14 protein-coding genes are annotated in these 15,864 nt (G+C 64.4%); 4 read left to right on the top strand and 10 right to left on the bottom strand.

What is annotated here, in order from left to right:
- Positions 1-62 precede the first annotated feature (62 nt).
- The 3 genes from KI242_RS18795 to KI242_RS18785 all read right to left on the bottom strand — a co-directional run bounded on the left by KI242_RS18795 (position 63) and on the right by KI242_RS18785 (position 956).
- Complete coding sequence (locus KI242_RS18795) at positions 63-488, bottom strand: type II toxin-antitoxin system HicB family antitoxin (RefSeq protein WP_053159226.1); 426 nt, start codon at positions 486-488, stop codon at positions 63-65.
- A 50-nt stretch (positions 489-538) separates the two neighbouring features.
- Positions 539-718, bottom strand: coding sequence for a type II toxin-antitoxin system HicA family toxin (locus KI242_RS18790; RefSeq protein ID WP_053159224.1), 180 nt, complete (start codon positions 716-718; stop codon positions 539-541).
- Between the two features lie 88 nt (positions 719-806).
- Positions 807-956 (bottom strand): hypothetical protein, encoded by a 150-nt coding sequence (locus KI242_RS18785; protein WP_155494419.1) that lies wholly within the window; start codon positions 954-956, stop codon positions 807-809.
- A gap of 318 nt (positions 957-1,274) precedes the next feature.
- Between KI242_RS18785 and KI242_RS18780 the strand changes: the two genes are divergently transcribed.
- The 4 genes from KI242_RS18780 to KI242_RS18765 all read left to right on the top strand — a co-directional run bounded on the left by KI242_RS18780 (position 1,275) and on the right by KI242_RS18765 (position 4,878).
- Complete coding sequence (locus tag KI242_RS18780; protein ID WP_011061860.1) at positions 1,275-1,664, top strand: RidA family protein; 390 nt, start codon at positions 1,275-1,277, stop codon at positions 1,662-1,664.
- Between the two features lie 132 nt (positions 1,665-1,796).
- Entirely contained in the window at positions 1,797-2,561 is a 765-nt protein-coding gene (locus KI242_RS18775; protein WP_212805429.1) for an IclR family transcriptional regulator, read from the top strand.
- A gap of 47 nt (positions 2,562-2,608) precedes the next feature.
- On the top strand, positions 2,609-3,826 hold the full coding sequence (locus tag KI242_RS18770) for an amino acid deaminase (protein ID WP_015636023.1): 1,218 nt from the start codon (positions 2,609-2,611) through the stop codon (positions 3,824-3,826).
- A 143-nt stretch (positions 3,827-3,969) separates the two neighbouring features.
- On the top strand, positions 3,970-4,878 hold the full coding sequence (locus KI242_RS18765; protein ID WP_212805428.1) for a sugar kinase: 909 nt from the start codon (positions 3,970-3,972) through the stop codon (positions 4,876-4,878).
- A 206-nt stretch (positions 4,879-5,084) separates the two neighbouring features.
- Here KI242_RS18765 and KI242_RS18760 read toward each other — a convergent pair whose 3' ends face one another.
- The 7 genes from KI242_RS18760 to KI242_RS18730 all read right to left on the bottom strand — a co-directional run bounded on the left by KI242_RS18760 (position 5,085) and on the right by KI242_RS18730 (position 15,860).
- Positions 5,085-5,360: a peptidylprolyl isomerase gene (locus KI242_RS18760; RefSeq protein WP_011061856.1), complete on the bottom strand. Its 276-nt coding sequence runs from the start codon at positions 5,358-5,360 to the stop codon at positions 5,085-5,087.
- A 51-nt stretch (positions 5,361-5,411) separates the two neighbouring features.
- Complete coding sequence (locus tag KI242_RS18755; protein WP_011061855.1) at positions 5,412-7,952, bottom strand: PAS domain-containing protein; 2,541 nt, start codon at positions 7,950-7,952, stop codon at positions 5,412-5,414.
- 298 nt (positions 7,953-8,250) lie between these two features.
- A complete protein-coding gene (locus tag KI242_RS18750; RefSeq protein WP_212805427.1) occupies positions 8,251-10,206 on the bottom strand; it encodes an acetoacetate--CoA ligase in 1,956 nt (651 codons plus the stop codon).
- Positions 10,207-10,332: 126 nt separating this feature from the next.
- Positions 10,333-11,106: a 3-hydroxybutyrate dehydrogenase gene (hbdH, locus tag KI242_RS18745; RefSeq protein WP_161467001.1), complete on the bottom strand. Its 774-nt coding sequence runs from the start codon at positions 11,104-11,106 to the stop codon at positions 10,333-10,335.
- Positions 11,107-11,113: 7 nt separating this feature from the next.
- On the bottom strand, positions 11,114-12,505 hold the full coding sequence (locus KI242_RS18740) for a GntP family permease (RefSeq protein WP_015636018.1): 1,392 nt from the start codon (positions 12,503-12,505) through the stop codon (positions 11,114-11,116).
- A 285-nt stretch (positions 12,506-12,790) separates the two neighbouring features.
- Positions 12,791-14,209, bottom strand: coding sequence for a sigma 54-interacting transcriptional regulator (locus KI242_RS18735; protein WP_077934394.1), 1,419 nt, complete (start codon positions 14,207-14,209; stop codon positions 12,791-12,793).
- 76 nt (positions 14,210-14,285) lie between these two features.
- Complete coding sequence (locus tag KI242_RS18730) at positions 14,286-15,860, bottom strand: ABC transporter ATP-binding protein (RefSeq protein WP_212805426.1); 1,575 nt, start codon at positions 15,858-15,860, stop codon at positions 14,286-14,288.
- Between the last annotated feature and the right edge of the window lie 4 nt (positions 15,861-15,864).

Below are 15,864 nucleotides of genomic sequence, written 5' to 3'. Positions count from 1 at the left end.
CTGCCGGGTTGCCCACGGATCAATGCCTGCGTTCGGCCATCGTGCTGGCTATCCGTTTTGGGCTATGCCGCCTCCACTGATACTGCAAGACGTTTACCTAGGGCTGCGAGGGCATTTTCCAGCTGTTCCATTTTGGAGCTGTGTAGAAAGTCCACCAGGCGATCTCCCTGGGCCTGGTGGATTCCGAGCAGTCGGCATAGATCGGCCTTGCGCATGTCCCGCTCCATCATCGTGTTCCACAGCGCTATCTTGGCCACGGTCACCATTGGCAAATGAATGACCTGTTCCCCTGGTAGCGGCTCAGAGGCTGGGGGAATGGCGCGGCGCTGGTCGACGTAAAGGGACAGCGTGGTTTCGAGCGCGTCGATGGCCTGGTTGATGGCGTGCTCAGGATCATCGCCAAAGCTATTGAGTTCGGGCAGATCGCGGCAGAAGACCGCCACTCCCGGTGCACGGTCTTGCTCGAAGCGAATGGCGTAGTCGTACATGGTCACTCCTCGGAGGCGACGTTTCAGCATGCAGAGAATGGATGAGAGTCCTAGAGCCCCAATTGCCTGATGATTGCCTTGCGGGTGGGTTCGGGCATTTCCTTGCTGCCGTGATCCGCGAAGGTGGTCTTGTTGCCGTTTGGGGCCGTGACTTTGAAGTGGCTGCCTTTACCGGCCTCGAAGACCACGCCTTGAGCTTTCAACCACCGTCTGAATTCGCTGAATTTCATCACCTCGCCTCATGGCTTGGATTTCTGCACGGTACAACATTCATATTTCTGTACAACACTTTTGTGTTGTTTTTGCGAAGCCTGACCATTACTCCCCGGGCAGATCCATTGCCCGTTGCTCAACTGCATGCAACACATCGCAGCTGCCCTGCAACAACAGGATCGCCACGCTGGAGAAGCGCTCAAGGTCGAGGTGATCGGCGTTGCGGCTGGTCATGCCGGTGACGCTGTCCAGCATGTCCCGGGCGGTGCGGACTGCTGCGACGCAACGGAATGTAGAAGGTGGCGAGCACCGTCACCAGCCACTTGAGTGTGCCTTCAGCAAATACAGAAATGCCTGACATAGGCTGGCGGCTGTTTCTAATATCCTTCCGTTCCTGGTTCCGAAAAGTTTTGCTATCCCCCTCTGTTGTCTCCTTTGTTCTCCATGGCACACTCGGGCGTCTTTTCCGCTATTTCATTCTTTGTTCCGTTATAGCGGAATTATTTGTTCGATATCTTTGGGTTTCCAGGCCGTCGCCGCCAGATGGCCAGCCTTCAACCAGGAGAACCTCTCATGAGCATCACCCGTTACGGCACCGGTAGCACCGCAGGCGGTGGCCAGCCGCGTCCTTTCGCTCGCGCGGTCGAGGCCGATGGTTGGCTGCATGTGTCCGGCCAGGTGCCGGCGCTGGATGGCGAGATCATTCACGGTGGGATCGTCGAGCAGACGCATCAGACGCTGCGCAATCTGGTGGCCATTCTCGAAGAGGCCGGGTATGGCCTGGAGGATGTGGTGCGGGTTGGCGTGTGGCTGGAGGACCCGCGGGATTTCTGGAGTTTCAACAAGGTGTTCGGTGAGTACTTCAAGCCCGAACACGCGCCGGCCCGGGCCTGTGTGCAGGCCAGCATGATGGTGGATTGCAAGGTCGAGATCGATTGCGTGGCCTACAAGAAGAAGGCCTGATGGCCACGGTCTGTAGGAGCTGGCCTGTAGGAGCTGGCTTGCCGGCGAAGGCGCCCCTGAGGGTGGCCAAGGCTTGAGGGCCTCTTCGCCGGCAAGCCGGCTCCTACGGGTCGATAGAGGGGGCGCAGGTAGATGAGCGAAGACAACATCAAGCGTCGGGCCAAGGGCCTGGATCGGGCGTTCGACATTCTCGATTTCCTCAAGGAGATCGGCCAGCCGTTGCGGCCCAACGATATTGCCAAGGGTATTGGCAGCCCCAAGTCCACGGTCTATGAGTTGGTGGCTTCCCTGCTGGAGCGGCGGGTACTGGAGCCGGTGGGCCAGGAGGGGCATGTGTACCTGGGCCGCCAGTTGTACTTTCTCGGCCAGGCCCATTTGCGTCATTTCGACCTGAGCCGCGAGGCCGATCAGGTCTTGCAGGAAATCGTCCGCCAGACCCAGGAAACCGCGCAGATGTGCCTGCTCAACGGGCGCAAATACACGGTGGCGCTGATGAAGGAGGGCGAGCGGCACTTCCGCATTTCCTCGAATATCGGCGAGAACGCGCCGATTCCCTGGACCGCTTCCGGGCGGTTGCTGCTGGGGCATTTGAGCGATGGGCAGATTGTCGACCTGATCGATGAACGGGACTTCGTTCTGCCCGACGGTGAGCGTCTGCCCTTGGAGACGTTTCTCAAGCAAATCCGCCAAGCCACCGAGGATGGGTTCTTTTCCTTCGACAGCGTGGCCGACACCTTTACCCATTGTTTTGCCGCACCGGTGCGCGATGAGCACGGGGTGTGCATCTGCACGCTCTGCATCGTCGCGCCCAGGGCCGATGCCCAGCGCAATTACCAGCAATATCGCCGGGTGCTGATCGACAGTGCCAACCGTCTGGCCCGGCGTATCAACGATTGATGACTGTTTCGCGGCTGTGCGCAGCTGCCTTGATAAGGAGTGCCAAGATGTCTTCCGTATTGAACCTGCCACTGGTGGAAAAGGGCGCCGCTGCCCAGGGCGCGAGCCTGTTGCAAGACGTCAGCCTGCCGGCCCTGGTGCTGCACCGCGAGGCCCTGGAACACAACATCCGCTGGATGCAGAAGTTCGTCAGTGACAGCGGCGCCGAGCTGGCGCCCCACGGCAAGACCAGCATGATGCCCGCGCTGTTTCAGCGGCAGTTGGACGCCGGCGCCTGGGGCATCACCCTGGCCACTGCGGTACAGACTCGCGCTGCCTATGCCCATGGCGTGCGCCGGGTGTTGATGGCCAACCAGCTGGTGGGGGCGCCGAACATGGCGCTGATCGCCGAGCTGCTGGCGGATCCGGATTTCGATTTCTATTGCATGGTCGATCACCCGGACAGCGTCGCCGACCTGGGGGCGTTTTTCGCCCAGCGTGGGGTCACGCTCAAGGTGATGATCGAGTACGGCGTGGTCGGTGGGCGTTGCGGTTGCCGCACCGAGCAGGAGGTGCTGGCCCTGGCCAAGGCGATCCAGGCGCAGCCGGCCCTGGCGCTGTGCGGTATCGAAGGTTATGAAGGGGTGATCCATGGCGATCAGGCCATCAGCGGCATCCGCCAGTTCGCCGACTCCCTGGTGCGCCTGGCGGTGGACCTGCACAACGACGGGCTGTTCGCCATCGAGCGGCCGATTATCACCGCCTCGGGGTCAGCCTGGTATGACCTGATTGCCGAATCCTTCGAGACCCACAACGCCAAGGGCCGCTTCCTCAGTGTGCTGCGTCCGGGCAGTTACGTGGCTCATGACCATGGCATCTATAAAGAGGCGCAGTGCTGCGTGCTGGATCGCCGCGCCGACCTGGAGGAGGGCCTGCGCCCGGCCATGGAGGTCTGGGCCCATGTGCAGTCGCTGCCGGAGCCGGGCTTTGCCGTGGTGGCCCTGGGCAAGCGCGATGTGGCCTATGACGCCGGCTTGCCGGTGCCGCTGCGGCGTTATCGCGCCGGGGCCCAGGCCAGTGCCGGGGATGACGTGGGGGCGTGCAAGGTCACTGCGGTGATGGACCAGCATGCGTTTCTCACGGTGGCGCCGGGAGTGGAGCTGCGCATTGGCGACATCATTTCCTTCGGTACTTCGCACCCCTGCCTGACCTTCGACAAATGGCGCACCGGGTTGCTGGTGGATGAGCGCCTGCAGGTGATCGAGAATCTGGAAACCTGTTTCTGATCGCCGGAGCCGGGGATATGCAGGGTCTGCAGGAGCCGGCTCGCCGGCGAAGAGGCCTTTGATGAGGCGCAGGCCTTGCGGAGGCCTTCGCTGGCAAGCCAGCTCCTACCCGGTGGAATGTGCTTTGAGGGGAGGTCAGGAACATGGACAGGAAGAAACGCATCGCGGCCATCGGCGAATGCATGATCGAGTTGCAGCAGCATCATGACGGCAGCCTGCAACAGAGCTTTGGCGGCGACACCCTGAACGCCGCGGTGTACCTCGCGCGGGAATTGGGCGAGGCCGGGCGGGTGGATTACGTCACCGCCCTGGGCGATGACAGCTTCAGTGATGCCATGTGCCAGGGGTGGGCGGCGGAGGGCATCGGCCTGGAGCGGGTGCAGCGCTTGCCGGGGCGCCTGCCTGGGCTGTATTGCATCCAGACCGACACCCGGGGCGAGCGGCGCTTTCTCTACTGGCGCAACGAGGCGGCAGTGCGCGACTGCTTCACCACGGTGGCGGCTGGGCCGATCCTCGAAGCGCTGAAGCATTACGATGTGCTGTATTTCAGCGGCATCACCCTGGCGGTGCTGGGGGAGGTGGGGCGCGGGAAGTTGTTGCAGACCCTGGCCGAGGCGCGCCAGCGCCAGGCGCTGATAGTCTTCGACAACAACTACCGGTCGCGCCTGTGGGCGTCGGTCGAACAGGCCCGGGCGGCGTACCGCGAAGTATTGCCCCAGGTGGATCTGGCATTGCTGACCCTGGAGGATGAGCAAGCGCTGTTTGCCTATCCGGATGCCGAAGCGGTGTTCGCGGCGTATCAGGGCATTCCGGAGGTGGTGCTCAAGCGGGGCGCCGAGCCCTGCCTGATTCGCGTGGCGGGCGGTGCTTTCGAGGTGCCGGCCCAGCGGGTGGAGCAGGTAGTTGACACCACGGCGGCCGGGGATTCGTTCAGCGCAGCCTATCTGGCCCGGCGCATGCTGGGCGGCAGCCCGGTGCAAGCGGCAGAGGCCGGGCACCGGCTGGCGAGCCAGGTCATCCAGCACTCCGGCGCCCTGATCCCTCGCCATTGAACCGTGCGTTGACCTTGCGTGCGCCTTCGCTGGCAAGCCAGCTCCTACAGGGCCCGAGGTCAGTCGCGGAAGTCTTCGCTGGCAAGCCAGCTCCTGCAGGGCAGGTGGAGGTTGTAGGAGCCGGCTTGCCGGCGAAGAGGCCATTGAACCGGGCGTTGACCTTGCGGGCGTTTTCGCTGGCAAGCCAGCTCCTACAGGGCTCGGGGTCAGTCGCGGAAGAAGACTTGCACCAGGTGATAGCCGAACTTGCTCTTGATCGGGCCATGCACGGTGCGCAGGGGCTTCTTGAAAATGACCTGGTCGATGGCACCGACCATCTGCCCCGGGCGCACTTCCCCCAGGTCGCCGCCGCGCTTGCCGGATGGGCAAGTGGAGTATTTCTTCGCCAGTACGTCGAAGGCTTCACCCTTGGCGATGCGCTGCTTGAGCTGTTCAGCCTCTTCGGCGGTTTTCACCAGGATGTGGCGGGCTTGGGCTTTCATGGGCGGGTGACCTTGTAGCGGGAAATCGGCGGCCGCGGATTATGCCTGAATTCAGGACGCGCGGCCGATCATCTGACGAATCTTCTGGGCCATTTCCTCAATGGAAAACGGCTTGGCCATCAGGTCCATGCCCGGCTCCAGGAAGCCCTGGCGCTCGGCCGCCTTTTCCGCGTAGCCGGTCATGAACAGCACCTTGAGCCCGGGCCGCTGCTGGCGGGCGATCTCCGCCAGTTGCCGGCCATTCATGCCCGGCAGGCCGACATCGGTCACCAGCAGGTCGACGCGCATCGGCGATTCCAGCAAGGGCAGGGCGCTGCGCGCATCTTCGGCCTCGAAGGCGCGGTAGCCCAGTTCGGCGAGGACATTGAGCACCAGCATGCGCACTGCCGGGTCGTCTTCCACCACCACCACGGTTTCCCCGGCGATGGCCTGGGGCGCCTGGTTGAGGGTGGCGGGTTCGGCGCTGTCCAGTGGTGCGGCGAACAGCCTTGGCAGGTACAGGCGCACGCAGGTGCCCTGGTCCGGTTCGCTGCTGATGGTCACGTGGCCGCCGGACTGCTGGGCGAAGCCGTAGATCATCGACAGTCCCAGGCCCGTGCCCTGGCCGATGGGCTTGGTGGTGAAGAACGGGTCGAAGGCCTTGGCCAGGATCCGCGGGCTCATGCCGGCGCCGTTGTCGCTGACGCCGAGCATCACGTAGTCTCCGGCCTTGACCGGTTCCAGGGTGCTGATGTCGCTGCCGTCGAGGTAGCTGTTGGCGGTTTCGATCAGCAGCCTGCCGCCGTCGGGCATGGCGTCGCGGGCGTTGATCACCAGGTTGAGCAGGGCATTTTCCAGCTGGCTGGCGTCGGTGTTCACCGGCCACACGCCGTCCGCCAATTGCATCTGCAGCTCGATGTGCTCGCCCTTGGTGTGGTTGAACAGCTCTTGCAGCGAGCGCACCAGCTGGTTGGGGTCTAGGGGCTGGCGGTCCAGGGACTGGCGCCGGGAGAACGCCAGCAGGCGGTGGGTCAGGGACGCCGCGCGTTTGGCCGAGGACATGGCCGCTTCGGTGAAGCGGCCGATCTCGGCGCCGCGGCCGTTGTCGATATAGCGCTGCATCAGGTCCAGGCTGCCGATGATGCCGGTGAGCATGTTGTTGAAGTCGTGGGCGATGCCGCCGGTGAGCTGGCCCACGGCTTCCATCTTCTGCGCATGGCGCAGGGCGTCTTCGGCGCGTTCGCGCTCGAACATTTCGTTCTGCAGGCGCTGGTTGGCAGTGGCCAGGGCCTCGGTCCGCTGGTTGACCCGTTCCTCCAGGGTTTCGTTGAGATTGCGCAGGGCTTCTTCGGTCTGCCGGCGCTCGGTTTCGTCGATGACAAAGATGTAGAAACCATTGATCGCGCCGTCGGCGCCGTAACGCGGCAGGTACTTCATCAGGGCATGGCGCGGCCGGCCGTCGCGGTGCGGCGAGTTGGCCTCGAAGCTGCACGGCTTGCCGGCCAGTGCGGCCTTGATGTTCTCGGCGCGAGTGGCGTAGATCTCGTCGCCGACCACTTCGCGGATGCTCTTGCCGTACAGCTCTTGCGGGGTCAGGCCGTACCAGTCCAGGTAGGCGCTGTTGTTCAGGCGAAAGCGTTCCTCGTGGTCGACATAGCCGATCAGCACGGGCATGGCATTGATGATCAGTTGCAGCTCGGTCTGGCTCTGGCGCAGCGCCTGTTCCATCTGCTTGCGTTCGGTGAGGTCCAGGGCCGCGCCGAGAAAACGCGTCGGCCGGCCATGGTGGTCCTTGTAGCAGCGGCCTCGGGCGAACACCCAGCGCAGTTGGCCGTCGGCCAGTTGCAGGCGGTACTCCTCGGCGTATTCGGTGCCGTGGGTGATGCAATGCTTGATGCCCCGGGCCACCATGCCGCGGTCCTCCGGGTGCACGCCCTTGAGGTATTCGCTGATGGGCAGTTGCCGGGACTGCTGCGGATCGACGCTGTGCAACTGGGCGAAATGCGCGTCGGCGATGAAGCGGTCTTCGCCGATGTCCCAATCCCAGGTGCCCACCGCGTCGGTGGCCGCCAGGGCCAGTTGCAGGCGCTCTTCGGTCTCGTGCTGGGCGCGCAGGCTATCGTCGGAGCGCTGCTGCAGTTCCAGGGCGATGCGCCGGCGCTCGTTGGTCTCGATGGCGGTGACCAGGATTCCGGCGACGTCGCCGCGTTCGTTGCGGATTGGGCTGTAGGTCAGGTCCAGCCACAGGTCGTATTCGCTGCCGTTGGTGCGTTGCAGGCTGAAGCGCTGTTCGCTGAAGGTGCGCACCTGGCCGTTGAGCACAGCGCGGTAGATCGGGTCGGTGAAGTCCATCAGTTCCGGCCAGGTCAGGTGCGCCGGGTGGCCGAAGGCACTGGGGTGCTTGTTGCCCGCCAGCAGGGCGAAGCCGTCGTTGTAGATCTGCGTCAGCTCGGCGCCCCACAGCAGCAGCATCGGCATCGGCGAATGGATCACGATGTCCACGGCGGTGCGCAGGCTCTGGGGCCAGTGGCCGGATTCTCCGAGGGGAGTGGCCGACCAGTCCAGGCGGGCAATCAGGTTGGCGGCTTCGCTGCCGGAGTGGGGGCCATTCATGTCGAAGGTGTCCTGGGTGGTGCGGTATTACGCGGCGACGCCACAGGCTCGCGCACTCGAAAAGTCGCATGGACATGCGGTGCATATTCAAACGGATGGATTGTAGGCGTTTTCGGCGCGCACATTTTCACCCGCTTTTGCGGCAGATGACCAGTCTAGAGGGGCTGAACGGTTATCACCGTGATGCCTGGGGATGCGGTAGCCCGTAGGAGCCGGCTTGCCAGCGAAGTGGCCATTGCCTAGCGCGCCGACCTGGGCGACGCCTTCGCCGGCAAGCCGGCTCCTGCAAGGGGCGGGGTCAGCTGCGCAGTTCCTCGCGGTCGCGAAACTGCTCCAGGGCCTCGGGGTTGGCCAGGGCGTCGGTGTTCTTCACCGGCAGGCCGTGCACCACGTTGCGCACCGCCAGTTCGACGATCTTGCCGCTGATGGTGCGGGGAATGTCCGTGACCGCGAGGATCTTCGCCGGCACATGGCGCGGCGTGGTGTTGCTGCGAATCACCTGGCGAATGTGTTCCTGCAAGGCTTCATCGAGCTCCACGCCGTCTTGCAGGCGCACGAACAGCACCACCCGCACGTCCTGCTCCCAGCTCTGGCCGATGGCCAGGCTTTCCAGGACCTGCTCCAGCTTTTCAACCTGGCGGTAGATTTCCGCGGTGCCGATACGCACCCCGCCGGGGTTGAGCACGGCGTCTGAACGCCCATGGATCAGCCAGCCACCCTCGGCCAGTTGTTCGGCGTAGTCGCCCTGGGCCCAGACGCCGGGGAACAGGCTGAAGTACGAGGCCTTGAGCTTGCTCTGGTCCGGGTCGTGCCACAGGCCCACGGGAATGCTGGGGAAGTGCCGGGTGCACACCAGCTCGCCTTTCTCGCCGATCACCGGCTGGCCCTGGTCGTTCCACACTTCGATGGCCATGCCCAGGCCTTTGCCTTGCATCTCGCCGCGGCGCACCGGTTGTATCGGATTGCCGGCGACGAAGCAGGCGACGATATCGGTGCCGCCGGACATCGAGGCCAGGCACAGCTCGCTCTTGATCTCACGGTACACGTAGTCGTAGCTCTGCGGCGACAGCGGCGAGCCGGTGCACAGCAGGGTCTTCAGGCTCTCCAGGCGGTGGCTCTGGCGCGGCCGGCTGCCGGCCTTTTCCAGAGCTGCCAGGTACTTGGGGCTGGTGCCGAAGACGCTGATGGCTTCGCGGTCGATCAGGTCCATCAGGTGCTCGTTGCCGGGATGGAACGGCGAGCCATCGTAGAGCACCAGGCTGGCCCCGGTGGCCAGGGCCGAGACCAGCCAGTTCCACATCATCCAGCCGCAGGTGGTGTAGTAGAACAGGCGCTCGCCGGGGCCCAGGTCAGCGTGCAGGCCGTGTTCCTTGAGGTGTTGCAGCAGCACCCCGCCGGTGCCGTGGACGATGCACTTGGGCACCCCGGTAGTACCGCTGGAGTAGAGGATGTACAGCGGATGGGCGAAGGGCACCGGAACGAATTCGGGCTCGCCGCCGGGGCGGTAGAAGTCGTCCCACAGGCTGACGCTGGCCGGGGTGCGGTAGTCCTCGGCCCGGGCCTGCGAGCGGGCGTAGGGCACGATCAGCAACTGCTCCAGGGACGGCAGGCGCTCGAGGATCTGGTTGACCTTGGCCGTCTGGTCGATGTCCTTGCCGGCGTAGCGGTAGCCGGCGCAGGTGATCAGCACCTTGGGCTCGATCTGGCCGAAGCGGTCGACCACCCCCTGGGTGCCGAAATCCGGCGAGCAGCTGGACCATACGGCCCCGAGGCTGGTGCTGGCGAGCATGCCCACCAGGGTCTGCCAGGTGTTGGGCATGCAAGCGGCAACCCGGTCACCGAGGCCGACTCCAGCGTCCCGCAGGCTGCGTTGCAGGCCGGCCACCTGGGCCGCCAGTTCGGCGTGGGTCAATTGTTCGCGCTGGCCGTTCTCGTTGATAGCCACCACCGCCACCGCGTCGTCCCGGCGCTTGAGCAGGTGCTCGGCGAAGTTCAGCGTGGCCCCTGGAAACCATTGGGCGCTGGGCATCTGTGGGCCTTCGCGCAGCACGCATTCAGCAGGCTGGTGGAAGCTGACCTCGAAGAAGTCGACGATCGCCTGCCAGAAGCTTTCTCGCTGGTCGATGCTCCACTGGTGCAGGGCGGGGTAGTCGTGAATATTCAGGCCGTGGCGCTGATTGACGAAGCGGCGAAAGGCATCCATCCGCGTCTTGCCGATGCGCTCGGCGCTGGGTTGCCAGAGTAGGTCGGACATGCAAGGCCTCGTGTTCTTATTGTTGTTTTTAGGGGGAGCTGTTCGCTGGCAAGCCAGCTCCTACACAGGCCAGCACAGCCGTGTAGGAGCCGGCTTGCCGGCGAAGACGTCAGCCAGAGACGCGCGTCATTGCGCCAGCCACCCGCCATCGATGTTCCACGCCGCACCACGCACCTGGGTGCCGGCTTCGCTGCACAAAAATAGCACCAGTTCCCCCAGTTGCGACGGGGTGACGAACGCCAGGGACGGTTGCTTTTCCGCCAGCAGATCATGCTGGGCCTGTTGGGGGTCGGTGCCGGCCGCGACGCGATCATCGATCTGCTTCTGCACCAGCGGGGTCAGCACCCAGCCCGGGCAGATGGCGTTGCAGGTGACGTTGCTGGTGGCGGTTTCCAGGCCTACCACCTTGGTCAGGCCGATCACCCCGTGCTTGGCCGCCACATAGGCGGCCTTGCCCACCGAGCCCACCTGGCCGTGCACCGAGGCGATGTTGACGATCCGCCCCCAGCCCTTGGCGCGCATCCCCGGCAGCCCCAGGCGGGTGCTGTGGAACACCGACGACAGGTTGATGGCGATGATCGAATCCCAGCGCTCCACGGGGAACTCCTCCACCGCCGCCACATGCTGGATGCCGGCGTTGTTGACCAGGATGTCGACGCCGCCGAACTCCCGTTCGGCGTAGGCGAACATTTCGGCGATCTGCGCAGGGTCGCTGACATCCGCCGGGTGATGGCCGACCTGGCCGCCGAATTGTGCGACCTCGGCGATCGCCTTCGAGGCATCGCCAAAACCGTTGAGAATCAGTTTGGCCCCGGCCTTGGCCAGCACCAGGGCGATGCCCAGGCCGATGCCGCTGGTGGAGCCGGTGACCAGGGCGGTCTTGCCAGAAAGAGTGGTCATGAATACCTCACACAATGCCGGTGGCGTAGAAAGTGGCGATGACGACGAAGACCGCCAGGGTCTTGATCAGGGTAATGCAGAAAATGTCCTTGTAGGCCTCGCGATGGGTCAGCCCGGTGACCGCCAGCAGGGTGATCACCGCGCCGTTGTGGGGCAGGGTGTCCATGCCGCCGCTGGCCATGGCGGCCACCCGGTGCAGCACTTCCAGGGGAATGTTGGCAGCGTGGGCGGCGCTGATGAAACTTTCGGACATGGCCGCCAGGGCGATGCTCATGCCGCCCGAGGCCGAACCTGTGATGCCCGCCAGCAGGGTCACGGTAATGGCTTCGTTGACCAGCGGGTTGGGGATGCTTTTGAGCCAGTCGGCCAGCACCAGGAAGCCCGGCAGGGAAGCGATCACCGCACCGAAGCCGTATTCCGAGGCGGTGTTCATGGCCGCCAGCAGGGCGCCGCTGACCGCGCTCTTGCTGCCTTCGGCGAGCTTGCTGCGAATCGCCGAGAAACCGCACACCAGCACCATCAGGATGCCTACCAGCAACGCCGCCTGCACCGCCCAGATGGCGGTCAGCTTGGCGATTTCGCTGGTTACCGGCGCCGCCATGCCCGGCAGGCTGAGGCTGTGGGTCTTGCCGTACCACTGGGGAATCCAGTGGGTGAACAGCAGGTTCATGATGCCCACCAGCAGCAACGGCGACAGCGCCAGCCAGGGGTTGGGCAGCTCCAGGTCTTCGGCGGTTTCCGGCTCGTTGCGCAGCTCGGTGCCGTAGCCTTCACCGGCCTTCTGCGCCTTGTTGCGCTGGCGCTGGAGGAACAGCATGCCGGCGCAGAACACAAAGATGGTGCCGATCACCCCCAGCCAGGGCGCGGCCCAGGCGGTGGTATTGAAGAAGGTGCTGGGGATGATGTTCTGGATCTGCGGGGTGCCGGGCAGGGCGTCCATGGTGAAGGAAAACGCCCCCAGGGCGATGGTCGCCGGGATCAGGCGCTTGGGGATGTTGCTCTGGCGGAACATCTCGGCGGCAAAGGGGTAGACCGCGAACACCACCACGAACAGCGAGACCCCGCCGTAGGTCAGCAGCGCGCAGACCAGTACGATCACCAGCATGGCCTGGCGGGTGCCCAGCAGGCGGATCGCGGCCGCGACGATGGAGCGGGAAAAGCCCGACAGCTCGATCAGCTTGCCGAACACCGCGCCCAGCAGGAACACCGGGAAATACAACTTGATGAAGCCGACCATCTTCTCCATGAACACGCCGGTGAAGGCGGGCGCCACGGCGGACGGGTCGGTGAGCAGCACCGCGCCGAGGGCGGCGATGGGGGCAAAGAGGATGACGCTGTAGCCACGGTAGGCAGCGAGCATCAGCAGCGCCAGGGCTGCCAAGGCAATGATCACACTCATGGTGTGTCTCTCCAGGATTGTTATTGTTGTCGGGTGTTGCGTGTGGAGAGCGTTATAGCGAGAACTGTGCCATCTACATAACTTATTGAAATATATAGATATTTTTATTTTTCTGGGGGCGAATTGACGTTGATTGTCTCTGTTTGGAGAATTTTTTGGGTTTACCGGCCTCTTCGCTGGCAAGTCAGCTCCTACAGAGATCGTTCAGCCTGCCGTAGGAGCTGGCTTGCCAGCGAAAAGCGCGCAGCGCGCCGGTAAATTCTCAAAACGGAGATTGATGTCTCGTTATGGAGACTCGACAATCCCCAGGGCCGCCATCTTCTTGTACAGCGTGGAGCGCCCCAGCCCCAGGCGCCGGGCCGCTTCGTCCACCTTGCCGGCACATTGGGCCAGGGTGGCGCCGATCAGTTGCCGGTCGAAACGCTCTCGGGCCGCGGCGAAGGTTTCCTGGTTTGGCGAATCGCCCGGCACCAGGGCTTCGTTACGCTGCACCGGGCTGAAGCTGCCAATCGCCGCGCGAATATCCGAGGCGTTGAGTATCAGGTCGTCGCTGAGCAGCGCCGCTCGTTCCAGGACGTTGCGCAACTCGCGGATGTTCCCCGGCCAGGCATGTTGCGCCAGCAGGGCCAGGGCATCGCGGTCCAGTTCATGCTGGCTGCGCAGTTCTTCGAGAATCCCTTCGCTCAGGGCTGGCAGGTCGTCCAGGCGTTCGCGCAAGGCTGGCACCTGGATTGGCAGCACATTCAACCGGTAGTACAGGTCGGCGCGAAACTCGCCGCGCTTGATCGCCGCTTCAAGGTCCGTGGAGGTGGCGGCGATGATCCGCACATCGCTGTGGATCACCTCGTTGGAGCCCACCGGCTCGAACTCTTTTTCCTGCAGCACCCGCAGCAGCTTGCTTTGCAGGGGCAGCGGCATGTCGCCGATTTCATCGAGGAACAGGCTGCCGCCCTGGGCGATCTGCAACTTGCCCGGGCGGCCCTTGCGGTCGGCGCCGGTAAAGGCTCCGGGGGCGGTGCCAAAGAATTCCGCCTCCAGCAGGGCCTCGGGAATGGCCGCGCTGTTGATGCTGACAAAGGGCTTGTGCGCTCGTGGCGAGGCGGCGTGGATGGCCTGGGCCAGCAGCTCCTTGCCGGTACCGGTTTCGCCTTGCAGCAGGATCGGCGACTCGGCGCTGGCCCCGCGCCGGGCGCGGCGCTTGACCTCCAGGCTGGCGGCACTGGTGCCGATGAAGTGAGCGAAGTTGTATTTGGTCTGCCGGGCCCGCAGCAGGGAGCGGGTAGAGGCCAGTTCTTCCTGCATGCTCAGGTAGCGCTTGAGCATCGGCGACAGGCTGCGCAGTTCGTCGAACAGGGCAAAACCGATGGCGCCGATCACCGTGCCGGCGTCGTCGTGGATCGGCAGGCGCATCACCACCAGGGGTTCCTTGGGGGTGTCCTGCATGTCCAGCAGGATGGGGCGGCCGGTGCGCACCACCTCCCGCAGCAGGCTGCCGGGGATCACGCTTTCACAGGGCTTGCCGATGGCGAAGGCTGCCGATTCCAGGCCGAAGCGCCGGGCATAACGCTCGTTCATCCAGACGATATTGGCGTCGCGGTCGACGATCACCGTGCCTTCGCTGGATTGCTCGATGATCTCGAACAGCGAGCGGATCGCCAGTTGGCGCACACGCTGGTAGTCCTTGAGGCTTTCGCTGTCGTTCATGGCGGCATCCTGGAAATGGGCGCAGGGATTATGCCCGATTTGTAGGAGCCGGCTTGCCGGCGAAGGGGCCCTTGGGTCAGCCGGGATGGGCGGCAGCCAGCAGTTCCTGGGTGTAGGGATGCTGTGGGGCTTCGAATACGTCGTGGCTGGCGCCGCGCTCAACCACCTTGCCGTCCTTGATCACGATCATGTCGTGGGCCAGGGCTCGCACCACCGCCAGGTCATGGCTGATGAACAGGTAGGTCAGGCCGTACTTTTCCTGCAGCTGACGCAGCAGGGCCACCACTTGCTTCTGCACGGTGCGGTCCAGGGCCGAGGTGGGTTCGTCCAGCAAAATCAGCGCCGGCTTCAGCACCAGGGCCCGGGCGATGGCGATGCGCTGGCGCTGGCCGCCGGAGAACTCGTGGGGGTAGCGGTGGCGGCTGTCGGGGTCGAGGCCGACCTCCTCCAGGGCGCGGATGACCTGTTCGTCGCACTGGCGGGCATCGTACTGGCTGTGCACTTCCAGGCCTTCGCTGATGATCTGCGCCACCGACATGCGCGGACTGAGGCTGCCGAAGGGGTCCTGGAATACCACCTGCATCTGCTTGCGCCAGGGGCGCAGTTGCTTCTGGTTGAGGCCGTCCAGGGCCTGGCCCTGGAAGCGGATGCCACCTTCGGAATCCAGCAGCCGCAGGATTGCCTGGCCGAGGGTGGATTTGCCCGAGCCGGATTCGCCGACAATCCCCAGGGTCTTGCCTTGCTGCACGCTGAGGCTGATGCCGTCCACTGCCCGCAGGTACTCCTTGCGCCGGAACAGGCCGCCGCCGATCTGGAATTCGACGCGCAGGTGGTCCACCTCCAGCACGGTTTCCCGGGTGTCGCGACACAGCGGTTCGCCCTCGGGCTCGGCATGCAGCAGTTCACAGCTGTATGGATGTTGCGGGGCGTTGAACAGGGTGTCGCAGTCGGCCTGCTCGACGATTTCCCCGGCTTTCATCACGCACACCCGCTGGGCGATGCGCCGCACCAGGTTGAGGTCGTGGCTGATCAGTAGCAGGGACATGCCCAGGCGCTGTTGCAGGGATTTGAGCAGCAGCAGGATCTTGCGCTGCACGGTCACGTCCAGGGCGGTGGTGGGTTCGTCGGCAATCAGCAGTTCCGGTTCGCAGGCCAGGGCCATGGCGATCATCACCCGCTGGCGCTGGCCGCCGGAAAGCTGGTGCGGGTAGGCCTTGAGCCGTTCCCGGGGCTTCTGGATGCCCACCAGCTCCAACAGTTCGAGGATCCGCGCCTGGGCCTCCTTGCCCCCCAGGCCGCGATGCAGCAGCAGGGTTTCGCCGATCTGTTTTTCCACGCTGTGCAGCGGGTTGAGGGAGGTCATGGGCTCCTGGAAGATCATGGCGATGCGGTTGCCCCGCAGCTGTTGCAGGGTCGCCGGGCTGGCACCGATCAGTTCCTGGCCGCGATAGCGCACGCTGCCGGTGGCGCTGCAGCCGGTCTGCGGCAGCAATTGCAGGATCGAATGGGCGGTCACCGACTTGCCCGAGCCGGATTCCCCCACCAGGGCCAGGCATTCGCCGGGGCGGACATCCAGGCTCAGGTCGCGGACCACGGTCTGCGCGCCGAAGGCGACATTGAGCTGGCGGATTTCGATCAGGTTTTCAGTCATTTCT

This window comes from Pseudomonas sp. Eqa60 (assembly GCF_018326405.1).
Classification (GTDB): Bacteria; Pseudomonadota; Gammaproteobacteria; order Pseudomonadales; family Pseudomonadaceae; genus Aquipseudomonas; species Aquipseudomonas protegens.
Note: the sequence above shows the minus strand (reverse complement) of the source record. Positions and strands in the feature narration are given on the sequence as shown.